We start from the raw sequence: 13,662 nt of genomic DNA, 5'->3' as shown, positions 1-13,662 counted from the left end.
GTGTGCCCATAGGAATTATTTGTGTGACGAAAATTTGTCAGAGGAGTGAATGGTGAGGGCTGGTCCATGTTTCACACACTAGAACTATCATTTTAATGATGATCTAGTGTATTCTGATGAAAGAAGACATCGAGGTGATCGTTATGGATAAACGAAAGGCAATATTAGAAGCGGCTGTTGAGCTAATCGCAGAAAAAGGCTACACGCATACGTCGATGCAACAAATTGCAGATAGTGTGGGTGTGTCGAAAGGTTCGCTCTACACATTCTTCCCATCAAAAGAAGATCTCATTATATCGATCTACGAGCATTACCAACAGCTCGTGTTTGAACGAGCTTTTGTCGTAGGGCTAGATGGAAATCTTCCACCGTACGAGCGGTTTGCGAAACAATTCCAAGTCCAATTTGAGGGGATATTAGAATACAAATCATATATGAAAATGCATATGCGCGGAGAATCTGCCCAAAGTAGCGAAAAGCTTGAAGGAATGGGGCACAGGATGAGAGGGCGATTGTTTAGCTGGCTTGAGCGGAATTTAATCGGTTTATATGGTGAAGAGATCACGCCTTATAAATGGGATTTAATGTGGATGACCCAATCCATTTACACCTCTTATACTGGCTTGATGATTACTTCTGAAAGTGACCTTGCACCTGATCAGTTAGGCAAACATCTTGTTAGGCAAATCGATATTTTAGCAAAAGATTATCTATCTGGGAATAGCTCTCCTCTTTTGGACGATGAGATGATGCGTCCTTTTTCGGTTGGCATGGATCGAGAAGGCGCATTCACTTCGTTTGCAAAAAGAGAAAATGCATGGAAGAGCCTTTATGAAAGCATACATCAACATAAGCAGTCGAACTACTATCTAGAAGTGACAGACCGCATTTCAGAAGAGTCGCGAAAGTCAACCCCCGATGAAATCGTGATGCGCGGTCTCTTTCACCTATTAAAATCAGAAGAAACGTTAAGCGAAAAAGCACAGTTATTGGAAGAACAGCTTCTTCCCCCATCAAACTAGTCGAATGGATTATCTCTTGAGGATTTCGGGTAAATACTGGTTATTCGTTATCACCAAAGGAGAGAGACATCATGACAAAACAACCGACATCGATGAATGGTAGCAGTACCTTTATTTCGATTGTTTCTATTGCAGCAGGATGCCTTGCGGCGATTATTGCAGGAAGCTTCCTCTCATTTTTCCAGTTTTCTTTCCAATTCTTATCTGTGCTGTTGGTCTATTACTAGGTGTTGTCGCCTATCGCTTTTCGAAGAGAAAATTAGCGGTAGCCGGTATTGTCGTAAATGCTGTTGTGCTATTGTTGCCAATCACATTTATTGTGGTGGAATGGTAAAAGTAGACTAAATGTGAGAGAAAAATAGATATGTAGCATGAACCCATCAAATTTATCTTTTGTTGGGTTTTTGATTTTTTTTGCTGGAAATTTAAGGTTTGAAAAGTCTATACTAAGACAATCATCATGAAGAGTGGGAGACTTTTATGAATATCAAAAGTGGTAAATTCGTTTTTTCGATCAGTCTTTTCATTGTGATTGGGCTCCTTTTCGTAGTCTATTTGTGGCTTCAAGGAATGTTTATTCCCAATGACGGTCGTGCAGAGCAGTATCCAATAAAAGGGGTGGATGTCTCCTCTTATCAAGGAAAAATTGACTGGCCAATACTTCAAAAAGAACTTCAGTTTGCGTTTATAAAAGCAACTGAAGGAAGTGGATTTGTTGATCCGTATTTTAAAGAGAATTGGAATGAGGCGAATGAAACAAAGTTGCGCGTAGGTGCCTACCATTTTTTTAGCTTTGATAGTAGTGGAGCTACCCAGGCAGACAACTTTATCAAAGCAGTGCCTGTTAAAAATACGTCTTTACCTCCAGTGATTGATGTTGAATTTTATGCTGATAAGGAAAAGAATCCTCCCGATCCCGCAAACGTAAAAAAAGAGCTTCAAGCAATGATAGGGAAACTTAAAGCACACTATGGAAAACGCGTTATTTTGTATACAACGTTAGAAGCGTATGAGTTATACTTACAGAACGATTTTGAACAGTGTGATATTTGGATTCGTGATGTTTTTTCAAAACCGAACTTGCCTGATCAAAGAGAATGGACGTTTTGGCAGTATACCGATCGCGAGACGTTAGAGGGATACCTTGGAGAAGAAAAGTTTATTGATGTAAATGTGTTTCAGGGTAGTAAACGAGAATTTGAGTTATATGGAAAGTAATCGTCCCCCTCAAGCAGCTTTTGTATGACGGTAACTTTTCCGTAAGTCATCTCGTCTAGTAAGAAAAGGGTGTAAAAATGAAAGGGGAAGACTCCATGAAATTTGAGAAGCTCTTGTTCATTCTTTTCCTAAGTATGTGTCTATCCGGATGTGGGAATTCAGAAGAAAAAGGTGAACCAACAAACCAAAATGTGGAGCCAGAAACATCTGAAACTGACCTTTCACCTCAAGCAGAAATGATGGCCAATGATGAAAAAATCATTGAAATGCTAAAGGAAACGGGTAAAATTCCAGAGGATGCTAGTCCAACTGAAATTCAGAACGCATTAGAAAATTATTTGCAGAAGAAAGCGAAAAATGTCAAAGAAAATGAGAAGTCTAGTCAGAAATATATGGAGGATTTGAAAAAGGAAATTCAGAAAGATCTCCAAAATAAGAATGAATAATATACCTCAATAATAAATCCAAAAACCAGCCTCAGAGAAAATATCTGAGGCTGGTTTTTGTGTATTTAACGTGTTGAAGCGTTATTGCAGGTTAATGTTCATCTTCACGCCTTGATAGACTTTAGTCCTAAGTCATTTAGTTGATTATTGGCATTTTACTAGTTAATTTTATTTATTTTTTCGTTAATTGCCGAACATTGTGACTTTCGGATCATTCAAATTTTTCTGAAAAAAGATTATAGTGAGATCGTTGTAAAACTATTGTAAAAAACATTTTTAGGGGGACTGAGAAAGTGAAGGGGAAAAATGTATTGTCGATGGCGATGGTTGCGGCATTAGCACTAAGCGCCTTTTCGGCTCCAAGTGCAAGCGCAGCAGTTCAATCAGACATCACTCCAGTTAAGCAAGAAGTGAAGAAAGAATCAGTACATAAGAAAGGACCGTTTGATCTCGCGATTGCGAATGAAGAGAAGCTGATCGAGATGCTGAAAGAATCTGGGAAGATCTCCAAGAATGCTTCAGCTGAAGAGGCAGAAGCCACGTTAGAAGATTTCTTGAAAGAAAAATCGGAATCCCTTCAAGAAAAGGATTCTAGCGGTGAATTAGAGGATGAAAAGCTAGAAGTGGAAGAAAGCGTGAAAAAGAAGCTAAAGAATGATCATCACAAAGGAAATGATAAAGGAAAAAAAGGCGGTAAAAAGTTAGATAAAGTCGTAGAAGAAGACTATCATGGCAGCGTCCGTTCTGATAATGTTCTCGTTCTTCTTGTAGAATTCCCGGATTTTCCTCATAACAGCATTCAACCAGGAGAATCGGATATGTACTATGAGGATTATGTGAAAGAACACTATCAAAATATGATTTTCGGTGAGGATGGTTACAAAGGTCCAAACGGTGAGAACCTTGTATCCATGAAGCAGTTCTATGAAGAGCAAACAGATGGCGCCTATACAGTGAATGGTAAGGTTGCTGGATGGTATATGGCTTCGAAGAATGCAGCTGAATACGGTGGGAATTATCCTACAGAAGATGATAGTGATGTGAATGCACGTGGACTCGTGAAGGAAGCTCTAAATGCGGCAGCTGCCGATCCTACCATTAATCTTGCAGACTATGATCAGGAAGATCGCTACGATCTTGATGGAGACGGAAACTTCCGTGAGCCAGATGGTCTCGTTGATCACCTTATGGTTGTTCACTCAGCTGTGGGGGAAGAAGCTGGTGGTGGCCAACTTGGAACAGATGCAATCTGGTCTCATCGCTGGAACCTTGGTAGTATCTTCCCAATCAAAGGGTCACCTGAGCCTGAAAAGGATTACTTCGGTGCAGGATCAATGTATGCTTATGACTATACAATCGAGCCAGCTGATGGTGCAGCGGGAGTGTTTGCACATGAATATGGTCATGATTTAGGTTTACCAGATGAGTACGATACCCAATATTCTGGTGCTGGTGAAGCAGTATCTTATTGGTCCATCATGGCGAGTGGAAGCTGGGCAGGTAAGATTCCCGGAACAGAACCAACTGGTTTTAGTGCCTGGTCAAAAGAGTTTCTTCAAGCCGCTCATGGAGGAAACTGGTTACGCTACAATGAAGTGGATTTAGATGAAATTGATAAAAAAGGTCTAGAGGTTTTACTTGATCAAGCGAACACTAAAGGGACAAATCTAGATGCCCTTCGCATTAACTTGCCAGATAAAGAAACAGAAATTAACAAGCCATTTAGTGGCGACTATGAGTACTTCAGTGGAAGTGACAATGATCTCGACAATTCAGCTGTCATGAACGTTGACCTTTCAAATGCAGCTTCTGCAGAACTAACGTTTAAAACATGGTACGACATTGAAGAAGACTGGGATTATGGTTCCGTTCAAGTTAGTGAAGATGGAAAAGAATGGACCTCCATTCCTGGTAATATCACAACAGATACAGATCCACATGATGGTAACCCAGGTCACGGAATTACCGGTAAATCGGATGGATGGGTTGATGGAACTTTTGATTTAAGCGCATATGCTGGTAAGGATGTGCAAGTGAAAATCAACTACTGGACAGACGGTGGAGCGATTAACCCTGGTTTCTATGTAGACGATATTCGCGTAACAGCGGACGGCAATGAGCTTTTCTTTGATAATGCTGAAGGAGAGCCAAAAGTTGATCTACAAGGATTTACGGTAGAGAATGGGATTAAAGTATCCGAACACTACTACCTTCTTGAATGGAGAAACCACCAGGGTGTTGACAAAGGGTTGGATCACATTTCTCGCGGTGCAAGTCTGATGTCTTATGATCCAGGTTTAATTGTTTGGTATGCAGATAATAAATACTCGGATAACTGGACAGGCATTCACCCGGGAGAAGGCTACCTTGGCGTAGTTGATGCTGACCAACATGAATTGTTCTGGAGCGATGGCACTGTCGCGCAAACGCGTTACCAAATCCATGATGCAGCGTTCAGTCTGCGTAAAGATGAAAAAATGTTCATTGATTACAAAGAGCTTCTTGGTCGCACTCTAACAGACAAGAAGAACCAATTTGTGAAAGAATTCAATGATAAGAAGAGCTATTTAAACGAAGCGATTCCAGATGCTGGCCGTAATGTGCCACAGTATGGATTGAAGTTTAAAGTAACAGGTGAAGCAAAGGATCGTTCTGTAGGACGAGTTCTTATTACGCAAAAATAATAGGAAAGAAGGAGTGCAAAATTGCGCTCCTTCTTTTTTAGTTAAACCTAGGATTATCAAGGAATATATTTACACTGTCGACAGCTAGATTTCTTCTTCTGACACTTCTTACAACGCCCGATATAGTTCACTGGTACATTTGGAATCGGCGGAATCGGTGATTGAACGAGGACGTCCACTTGATTACTAATACTAACCCCTTGAAACACTGGCCCTCCGGGAGTGCTCTCAAATTGGAAAAACAGTTCAGTTGCATCGGATAAGAGGGAAGCCTCTGGTTGAGAGGTCACTTGAATTTGAAATGAAATGTCGACTGATTGACCGGGTTCGATGGTACCCAGTGATATAGGGGATACCGTCGGATCGCCTGGATTTGGTTCGCCATCAACTATGAGCGTGCCCGGGACAAACGTTCCCCCCGGTGTAATGAACACATCATCAAATAACACGACTTCTGCAGGAACTAGTCCTGTATTCACAATACCGACAGTGTACGTAATGATATCGCCAATATTTGCAGTAGTAGGAGTTGCTGTTTTAACAGATTCAAAAACCGGTGCATTTACATCAAATTGAACACCTAAAGCATTTACGGCATAACCATCTCCTGCGGTTCTTAATTGCACAACAGCAGAATTTTGGTTATTGATGAGGGCAAAAGAGACATCAACATTCGTAATATCCCATCCTTGTCGACCTGCATTGATGTTGGTTGCAGTAAAAGGATTGGCGTTCCGATCGCCAAACGTTCCTGAAGTGTCTAAGTTACCGGCATCATTATTAATTTGAGACCCAAAAAAGTTGTTTACAGGGTTATTCGGTCCAGAAATTGTCGTTAATGTAGGAACAGTTGGACCAAACAGTAGCTGATCACCCGTAATGGAAGCATCTCCTTCACCAGCACTGACTAACAGTCGGCCGCTAAGGGGACCGGAAACTGGCGTGTTAAAGCCTGTAATCGTAATGTTTACAGGAGTACCGGTAGAAATAATCGCTTCAAGGCCAACATAAAGAGTCATAAATCTTGGGGGCTGTGTCGGGTCTTCATAAATGACAGCAAGCGTCCAGCCAGCATGATTCGAGTTCGAAGCGGGATCTAATAATGCGGGCACTGCTCCTGCAGAATAAGTGCCTTCTAATTGAGCAGCCACAATACTCGTGACTTCACGAGACCTTACATAATAACCTACTGTTTCAGAGCCATTATTAAAGACTTGCTCAAACGAGGTCGCAGGATCAGGGGGAATGCTGTAAACATTGCCGGAAGGATCGATGAATTGAATGGGGTTATCAATCAACCCAGAGATGTCCTGGCTATTTGTGAGATACTGTCCCTCCCATATTAATTCCGCATAGAGAACTTTACTTAATCCTCCAACGTTGTTTATATGCAACATGGCAGACGATAAACTCTCTAAATAATTTTGTGTCGTCCCAGGAGGGGGAGTAGGATAAGTAGGGACACCTGTGTTTTGCAAGGTAATATAAGAACCAATTGAGCCTTGTGTTCCTGCAGCTAATGTATTATTCTGCTTACTTAACCCTAGTGTGTTTCCAGTAAATGTAATAGCGCCGTCGGTTGTCGTTGTAAAACGTTGTAGATAGGGCATTACACATTTCCTTTCTATAGACTTTATTTCTAGGCAGCTTGTACATAAATTGTTCAAAGCTTTGTTTGTACTAATGTATGCTACACGATTATTTTTGTGAGAAATCAATCGGTTGTTTTTTAAAAGAAACATTGCGGGGAGCTTATCGATAGATAGAATTAGAAAAACCGTCCCAGGAATTGGACGGTTTTTCTAATAACATATAGAGTCTTCTATTGTTTTATTGAAACGTTAGGTAGATTACACGCTTCTGCCACTCGCGCAAAATAATCCTTAATTAGTTCATCAAGTGAAGCAACGGTTTGTTGATCTAGATTCTTGTCAGCCTTTAACGAACAAAGGACGCTCTCAATCAAAAACTCCCTTGATTTCTTGGAATGAAGAAATTCATCCTGAATGAAATCTAGAAGTTCAATCGATCTAATCTCGGATTCGTTCAGTCCGTTCTTTAACATGGCGATTGATTGGTAGAGCTTTTCCTTGAAAATTTCTTCGGTTTGCGAAACATCCGGTAGCCAGGTTTTCATCTGTTCCGGTTTGTTCAGTTGCTCGCCGGTATTAGCTGCGTCATTCACGAGCGTTACGATGCGATGAACGCTATAGTGAACAACAGGTGAGATGTCGACGCTTGACCCATTCGCAATGGAATAGTACTTCACGTTATGATGGAGAATCCCAAGAAACATTATGGCTCCATCAAGCAAGTATGGTCGCTTTTCCTCTCCAAACAGCTCCAGGAAACGAGTGAAGACCCACTGAATCATCCTCTTCTGTCCTTGTTTAAGAAATTGCTTCAGATCCTCATCATTGGAAACAAAAACTTCTTCAAAAAGGGTAATCAGTTTATTTTTCTTATTCGTATTCATTTGCAGTTCAATTTGTTTAATAAAAATCGTGAGATCAGCGCGATCCTGACCAATCAGCAGTTCATCTCGGCTTGTTTCCATTGATCCATATAAGGCTTTGAAAAGAGCGATTAACAATTCGTTCTTTGAGGAGAAGTAGTTATAAAACGTTCCTTTTGAGATACCGCTATATTCTAAAATGTCTTGGATGGAAGTCGCTTGAAAGCCTCTTTCTATAAAAAGCTGATGCGCCATTTTAATAACATGCTGCTTGCGATCGTTCATCGTATCACCTTTTACTTCTTTATAGTTATGACTACTTTTGTACTGCCGGTATAAAACTGATCATACCTTAATTTTATCATTGAAACAAATCCTTTTAAATTGGGAAGAAATAATGATTGCAAAAGTTGAACTCATGGTATATGATATGAGAGATTTGAACCGATGGTATAAATAATTGAACTAAAGGTATATGGGGGTATAACGATGAGTCAATCAGGTAAAGAGACGCCTCGTCCAAAGTATGGAATTCTTGCGATTTTGATTGTTGGTGCGTTTATTGCGTTTCTTAATAATACACTACTAAATATTGCACTACCGTCCATAATGGCGGATTTACAAATTGAAACGGCGACAGTTCAGTGGCTTACGACAGGGTTTATGTTAGTGAACGGAATTATGATTCCGGCAACAGCATTTCTTATTGAGAAATATTCCGTCCGTCGCTTGTTCCTTGTGGCGATCGGGCTATTTACATTAGGTACCGTTATCGCTGGAATGGCAGAGATTTTTCCGGTGCTACTAGGAGGACGGATGCTACAAGCTTCAGGTTCGGCTATTATGATGCCGCTCTTAATGAACGTGATGCTTATTAGTTTTCCAATTGAAAAAAGAGGAGCAGCGATGGGCGTTTTTGGGCTCATTCTTATGGCAGCTCCGGCGATTGGTCCAACGTTATCTGGTTGGATTATCGAGCACTATGATTGGCGCATGCTTTTCCACTTCGTTACGCCAATCGCGATTACCATCTTCTTACTTGGGTTCTTCTTACTGAAAGATAAGAAAGAAAAAGTGAATATTCGACTTGATTTGTTTTCACTTATTTTATCAAGCGTGGGATTTGGCGGTATTCTTTACGGCTTTAGTTCTGCGGGAAATAAAGGGTGGGATAGCCCACATGTTTATTTAACGATCGGGGTTGGGGTTATTTCACTCATCTCCTTCATTATTCGCCAGTCCAAACAAGAGCGACCAATGTTAAACTTTACGATCTTTAAGTACCCCATGTTCGCTCTTTCTTCTTCGATTACGATGGTTGTGAACATGGCGATGTTTTCAGGGATGCTATTGCTCCCAATCTACGTACAAACGATTCGCGGTATCTCACCTCTTGATGCCGGTTTGATGATGCTGCCAGGTGCACTTGTGATGGCATTTATGTCACCGATCACAGGTCGTTTGTTTGATAAAATTGGTGGGCGTATTCTTGCCACAACTGGTCTTGCGATTACGGTCGTGACAACGTATCTGTTCAGTACACTGTCGATGGAGACAACGTATAACTACATTATGATTCTTCATGCTGTACGTATGTTTGGGATGTCGATGGTAATGATGCCTGTTTCAACAAATGGATTAAATCAACTGCCAGCTCGTTTTTATCCGCACGGAACAGCGATGAACAATACGCTAAACCAGGTAGCTGGTGCGATTGGAACAGCGCTTCTCGTAACGATTATGTCTAACCGAACAGAATCTGCTGCAACCGATCTTGCGAAGGAAGCGGTGGCGGGTGGCGTTGATCCGGCTACGCTGCAACAGCAAATTATGATGCAGGCGATGCTGGAAGGCATAAACTTCGCATTCTTCATCGCTACCTTTATCGCAGGTTTAGCCTTTGTGCTTGCCTTCTTCATTAAGCGAGCTGGACGCGAAGAAGAAGTGAAGAAGCCGATTGTCCCAGAGTCGAAGCCTGTTGATCTTGTCACTAATGCATAGCATGAGAAAAAGGATGAAGCCATGTGCTTTCATCCTTTTTTCTTCTTTTGCACTTAATTGATATCTTGTGTTCCATAACCCGTTAACGTGAAATCGACATCAATTGTTACGGGCAATTGCGAGAAAATTCGTTCCCATTCTTTGTGGTGTTTTTTCCAATAGGCCGGTTGTTTAATGCTTGTCCACGTACTAAATTCTAAGTAATCAAGTTGTTGTTCCTGAGCGATCGTGATGACGTGCTCGATTTCTTCTTTGACAACTTTTTCACCCTGTTTTTTTAGATCCTCTTCCCAGCCTTCACTAAAAACGTCTCGCTTGATTTCCCAGTCTTCTGCAAGTCTAAGAGCGCTTTTCACTTTTAAGTGAACCGTCAGCTGACCGTCCTTCATTTCCGGTTCAATCGTGGTGCTTGCTTTCATAATCTCAAGTACCGCTTGATCTTCTTCGGAATTTTTTTCTTTAATGGCGACTAGTCCACCACTCACTTCATCTGTTACCCATTTTAATCCAGCAATTTCCTCAGGCGTGAGCCAACCGACGATTTTCTCCGTTTTATTCGAAATGATGCCAGCTCCAAGCAGACGAATGCGTCCGTTATTAATTCCGATTTCAGGGATAACGAAGCTTGCTCCTTCCGTAATTTTTTTCGACACTTCTCCAAACTTAAGCGTATCTTGAACGTAAAGGCTTCGATTATGGTTTTGGGTGAGCTCTTTCATCTGAACAGCCGGAAACATTTCTTTCGTCGGTTCAATGGCAAGAATCTCAGCTGCGGACTCTTTCGTGATAAAAATCGCTACCGTTCTCCTAAATTCATGATCGCGAAGAAAGAAGCTAATTAACTGTTTCAAAGGCTCCTGTTGTAATAGACGTTCTGTAAAAACGACGGATTTTAAGTGAGTATAATTTGGTGGGCGATCCGTTTCAAGCGAGTTCTCACGGATAATTTGAAAGAAATTGCTCCCGTTTAATGTAATGTTCTGATAAGGAATTCCTCCTGAACTTCCAGTCTGTGTGCCTTCAATGTTATTTGGAACAACGTACTGGTTTGTCATGGAAAAGACGTCTTTCTCTTCTCCATTGTAATCCAAGCCAATTCCCATAATCATTCCAAGATCTTCGATTTCATTGCTATCCCAGCATGATGTTAGAAAGAGGAGTTGAAGAGAAAGGAAAACAAGCAAACCTTTCTTCATTTCACCGCCCCCTTTTTAAATGAAAAAAGGAATAGCAAGAGAGGAATGGCAATTAGCGCCACATAAGACAAATAATTTAAGTACGTTCCATAAGAAAATAGCTCTGTAATTCCTGAGGGTAGCAATGAAAGCATCAGGATCAGCAAACCGATTAACGCATTCATAAAGAACGTTTTTTTACAGTTAACGGTTTTACAAACCCCGAGCATTGCAGAATAATAATAGGCGGTTAGGGTGGTGAAAATGGTAATGATCCATCCAAACAAAAAAAGAAGCTCAAATCTCTCGAAGAAAAATCCCTGAAATTCAATCGCTTTCGCCATTTCAATTGTAGGGAAAGTGATGACCTTTAACTCTTCAATACTTAGAACGCCAATGTTTAAGATGAAGAACAGAACGTAGATGACGCATACACTTCCAATGCTAATTCCTAGAATGAAGGTAACAGGTTTCCAACGTGTAAGACGGTGTTCTCCTGATAGAACCATTAGAAGCTCGTATCCAACAAACGAGAAAAAGGTGGAATTGACTCCTTTTAGTAAATCACTTCCATCAAGATATAAAATCGGTCGTAAGTGAGTCGGTTCAATATTCTTAATGCTAAGTAAGGTTAGGAGAAGAAACATTAACAAAATAATTGGAAAGTACAGTTGAAGAAAAAGCAGGATATTCGGAAGTCCGGTTGAGACAAGGTACATACAAGAGAGTACGAGAACAAGTAAGACAACGAATTTTGGCGTTTTATCTAGTAGATAATAATTCACAATTTCAGCCATTGTTCGAATGATAAAGGCAGAAATCGCAATCGTATAGCAAACGAAAATCAGATTAAGTAGCTTTCCAATCCATTTGCCCACTAATTCTGGCGCAATATCATAAACGGTTTTAAGCGGATATTTCTTCATTAGCATAAAAATGAATAGCGCATTGATGAAGGCGACGAATGCGCCGAGAATCACGCTAATCCACATATTGGGCTGTCCAACGATTGTCGCTGTTTCACGTGGTAGCGTCACGATTCCAACACCTATAATGGTTGAAATAAAGAAGATGATAATGGGAAGAGAGTGCTGGTTAGTTTGCAATTAAATCCCCGTCCTTTTTCCCACACGGTAATAGAGCCGTATAAAGGAGTCTTTCCATCGTTTGATATGAATGGGGGCAAATGGTTCCATATACGGTGTCGAGAAGCTTCTTAGCTTAATGAGATGCGTTGTAACAATAAAGATCGCAATGAGCATCCCGTATACCCCGAGAAGTGCGGCTGAAAATAAAATAAAAAAACGGATCGTTCTGAGCGCAAGGCTTAGCTGGTAATTCGGTATAGCAAAAGAACAGATGGCGGTAAATGAGATCACCATTACCATCATAGGACTGACAATTCCAGAACTTACGGCTGTTTCTCCGATCACAATGGCTCCGACGATACTTACGGTTGAACCTATTGGTTTTGGTAGTCGTACGCCAGCTTCACGAAGAATTTCAATCGTTAGCTCCATGATAAATGCTTCAATAACGGAGGGGAACGGGACGCCTTCCCTTGTTTTTGATAGAGAAACCGCAAGACTCGTCGGGATCAGTCCATGATGAAAGGATATGAGTGAAATATAAGCTCCGGGCAAAAGAACTGAGATCAGTGCTGTGAAATAGCTCAACAGTCGAATAAGTGAAGCGGGAATCCATTTGAAATAGTAGTCGTCAGGTGTTTGAAGAAGCATATTGAGCGTTGTTGGTGCAATTAATACTGTTGGTGAGCCATCGGTCATCAGAGCAACGCGCCCTTCAAGCAGCGCATTCGCAACTTTCGTTGGATGTTGGGTTGAGGTTAATTCAGGAAAGACAGAGAGAGGATTGCGTTCAAGCAGCTGCTCGAGTACTCCTGCATCTGTAATATAATCGGCCTCAATTTGATTGACTCGCTCTCGCACTTCATTTATTAATGTCTCGCTCGCTTTTCCGTGTAAATAAGTAATGGAAATCGATGTTACGACATCTTTTCCAATAAGATGTTGTTCAAATAAAAGATCGCTTGATTTTAAGTGGGCACGCAATAATGCTTTGTTATCTTGAATGCACTCAATAAATCCGTCTCTTGGTCCACTGATCGTCGGTTCATTTACCGGTTCATCTGGGGATCTCTTAACGGAATAGGTTGTTTTAATAGAGTAAACGTGATGATCGTTCGATTCTCTTGCAATTAGTACTGTACACCCTTCCATGAGATGTCTGGAAATAGTGCTGTGATCCTCTATGTTATTGACCGCTGCCAATGGTATAAGGTCAGGAATATCACTTGGACTAATCACCGTGTCTTCATTTGCGATCGTAAGAAGGGGACTAAGAATGGTCTTTTGAATCACCATGCGATCCGAAATGTCATCGAGATACAATAGGGTAAGGGTGAGGCCATCCAGTTTGATGGTTTTGTGTTTTAAGTCTTCACTATTATGGAATTCTAGTTTTATTTGTTCTTCTAATAAGGAAGAAGTACGGACAAATCGTCTTCTATTCATATCATCATCACTCCGAAAATGATCTCTCATTATCATTTGCTGAAATCATAAAACTATCCAAATGGGGATCATGATTTCGAAACCCTGTTAGGATTTATAACCAATTTGTTATTTTAAATTTTCAAAC

At 40.9% G+C, this 13,662-nt stretch carries 12 protein-coding genes; 7 read left to right on the top strand and 5 right to left on the bottom strand.

The annotated features are described in order from the left end of the window. Nucleotides 1-143: 143 nt before the first annotated feature. The 6 genes from PQ511_RS18570 (at nucleotide 144) to PQ511_RS18550 (ending at nucleotide 5,370) form a co-directional block, all read left to right on the top strand. Nucleotides 144-1,022, top strand: a complete 879-nt coding sequence (locus PQ511_RS18570) for a TetR/AcrR family transcriptional regulator (RefSeq protein ID WP_273853431.1) — start codon at nucleotides 144-146, stop codon at nucleotides 1,020-1,022. A gap of 71 nt (nucleotides 1,023-1,093) precedes the next feature. Further along, nucleotides 1,094-1,249, top strand: a complete 156-nt coding sequence (locus PQ511_RS18565; protein WP_273853430.1) for a hypothetical protein — start codon at nucleotides 1,094-1,096, stop codon at nucleotides 1,247-1,249. After that, entirely contained in the window at nucleotides 1,198-1,356 is a 159-nt protein-coding gene (locus PQ511_RS23825; RefSeq protein ID WP_489753154.1) for a hypothetical protein, read from the top strand. The genes PQ511_RS18565 and PQ511_RS23825 overlap by 52 nt, the downstream gene beginning before the upstream one ends. A gap of 146 nt (nucleotides 1,357-1,502) precedes the next feature. Further along, nucleotides 1,503-2,240, top strand: a complete 738-nt coding sequence (locus PQ511_RS18560) for a glycoside hydrolase family 25 protein (RefSeq protein WP_420541736.1) — start codon at nucleotides 1,503-1,505, stop codon at nucleotides 2,238-2,240. Between the two features lie 95 nt (nucleotides 2,241-2,335). After that, nucleotides 2,336-2,686 carry a hypothetical protein gene (locus PQ511_RS18555; protein ID WP_273853429.1) on the top strand — a complete coding sequence of 117 codons (351 nt, stop codon included), beginning with the start codon at nucleotides 2,336-2,338 and terminating at the stop codon, nucleotides 2,684-2,686. A gap of 293 nt (nucleotides 2,687-2,979) precedes the next feature. Continuing rightward, nucleotides 2,980-5,370 carry an immune inhibitor A domain-containing protein gene (locus tag PQ511_RS18550; RefSeq protein WP_420541735.1) on the top strand — a complete coding sequence of 797 codons (2,391 nt, stop codon included), beginning with the start codon at nucleotides 2,980-2,982 and terminating at the stop codon, nucleotides 5,368-5,370. Nucleotides 5,371-5,426: 56 nt separating this feature from the next. Here the strand turns inward: PQ511_RS18550 and PQ511_RS18545 are convergent, their stop codons facing one another. Together PQ511_RS18545 and PQ511_RS18540 are read right to left on the bottom strand one after the other, a co-directional pair. Continuing rightward, complete coding sequence (locus tag PQ511_RS18545; protein ID WP_273853427.1) at nucleotides 5,427-6,980, bottom strand: DUF11 domain-containing protein; 1,554 nt, start codon at nucleotides 6,978-6,980, stop codon at nucleotides 5,427-5,429. A gap of 212 nt (nucleotides 6,981-7,192) precedes the next feature. After that, nucleotides 7,193-8,110 (bottom strand): TetR/AcrR family transcriptional regulator, encoded by a 918-nt coding sequence (locus tag PQ511_RS18540; protein WP_273853425.1) that lies wholly within the window; start codon nucleotides 8,108-8,110, stop codon nucleotides 7,193-7,195. 204 nt (nucleotides 8,111-8,314) lie between these two features. On the opposite strand from PQ511_RS18540, the gene PQ511_RS18535 reads away from it, so the two are divergent. Beyond that, complete coding sequence (locus PQ511_RS18535) at nucleotides 8,315-9,826, top strand: DHA2 family efflux MFS transporter permease subunit (RefSeq protein ID WP_273853424.1); 1,512 nt, start codon at nucleotides 8,315-8,317, stop codon at nucleotides 9,824-9,826. Nucleotides 9,827-9,879: 53 nt separating this feature from the next. Here the strand turns inward: PQ511_RS18535 and PQ511_RS18530 are convergent, their stop codons facing one another. Genes PQ511_RS18530 through PQ511_RS18520 form a run of 3 tightly spaced genes read right to left on the bottom strand, consistent with a single transcriptional unit; the run spans nucleotide 9,880 to nucleotide 13,535 of the window. Continuing rightward, nucleotides 9,880-11,022, bottom strand: a complete 1,143-nt coding sequence (locus PQ511_RS18530) for a Ger(x)C family spore germination protein (protein WP_273853423.1) — start codon at nucleotides 11,020-11,022, stop codon at nucleotides 9,880-9,882. Further along, entirely contained in the window at nucleotides 11,019-12,107 is a 1,089-nt protein-coding gene (locus PQ511_RS18525; RefSeq protein WP_273853422.1) for a GerAB/ArcD/ProY family transporter, read from the bottom strand. Before PQ511_RS18525 ends, PQ511_RS18530 begins: the two co-directional genes overlap by 4 nt. Further along, complete coding sequence (locus PQ511_RS18520; protein WP_273853421.1) at nucleotides 12,108-13,535, bottom strand: spore germination protein; 1,428 nt, start codon at nucleotides 13,533-13,535, stop codon at nucleotides 12,108-12,110. Between the last annotated feature and the right edge of the window lie 127 nt (nucleotides 13,536-13,662).

Source organism: Guptibacillus spartinae, assembly GCF_028610625.1.
GTDB lineage: Bacteria > Bacillota > Bacilli > Bacillales > Guptibacillaceae > Guptibacillus > Guptibacillus spartinae.
This window is presented reverse-complemented; position numbering and strand designations above follow the sequence as displayed.

Coding starts and splice junctions, on each gene's coding strand:
- PQ511_RS18530 (WP_273853423.1), bottom strand. CDS start 11,022: ATGAAGAAAGGTTTGCTTGTTTTCCTTTCTCTTCAACTCCTCTTTCTA.
- PQ511_RS18545 (WP_273853427.1), bottom strand. CDS start 6,980: ATGCCCTATCTACAACGTTTTACAACGACAACCGACGGCGCTATTACA.
- PQ511_RS18555 (WP_273853429.1), top strand. CDS start 2,336: ATGAAATTTGAGAAGCTCTTGTTCATTCTTTTCCTAAGTATGTGTCTA.
- PQ511_RS18560 (WP_420541736.1), top strand. CDS start 1,503: ATGAATATCAAAAGTGGTAAATTCGTTTTTTCGATCAGTCTTTTCATT.
- PQ511_RS18540 (WP_273853425.1), bottom strand. CDS start 8,110: ATGAACGATCGCAAGCAGCATGTTATTAAAATGGCGCATCAGCTTTTT.
- PQ511_RS18520 (WP_273853421.1), bottom strand. CDS start 13,535: ATGAATAGAAGACGATTTGTCCGTACTTCTTCCTTATTAGAAGAACAA.
- PQ511_RS18535 (WP_273853424.1), top strand. CDS start 8,315: ATGAGTCAATCAGGTAAAGAGACGCCTCGTCCAAAGTATGGAATTCTT.
- PQ511_RS18565 (WP_273853430.1), top strand. CDS start 1,094: ATGACAAAACAACCGACATCGATGAATGGTAGCAGTACCTTTATTTCG.
- PQ511_RS18570 (WP_273853431.1), top strand. CDS start 144: ATGGATAAACGAAAGGCAATATTAGAAGCGGCTGTTGAGCTAATCGCA.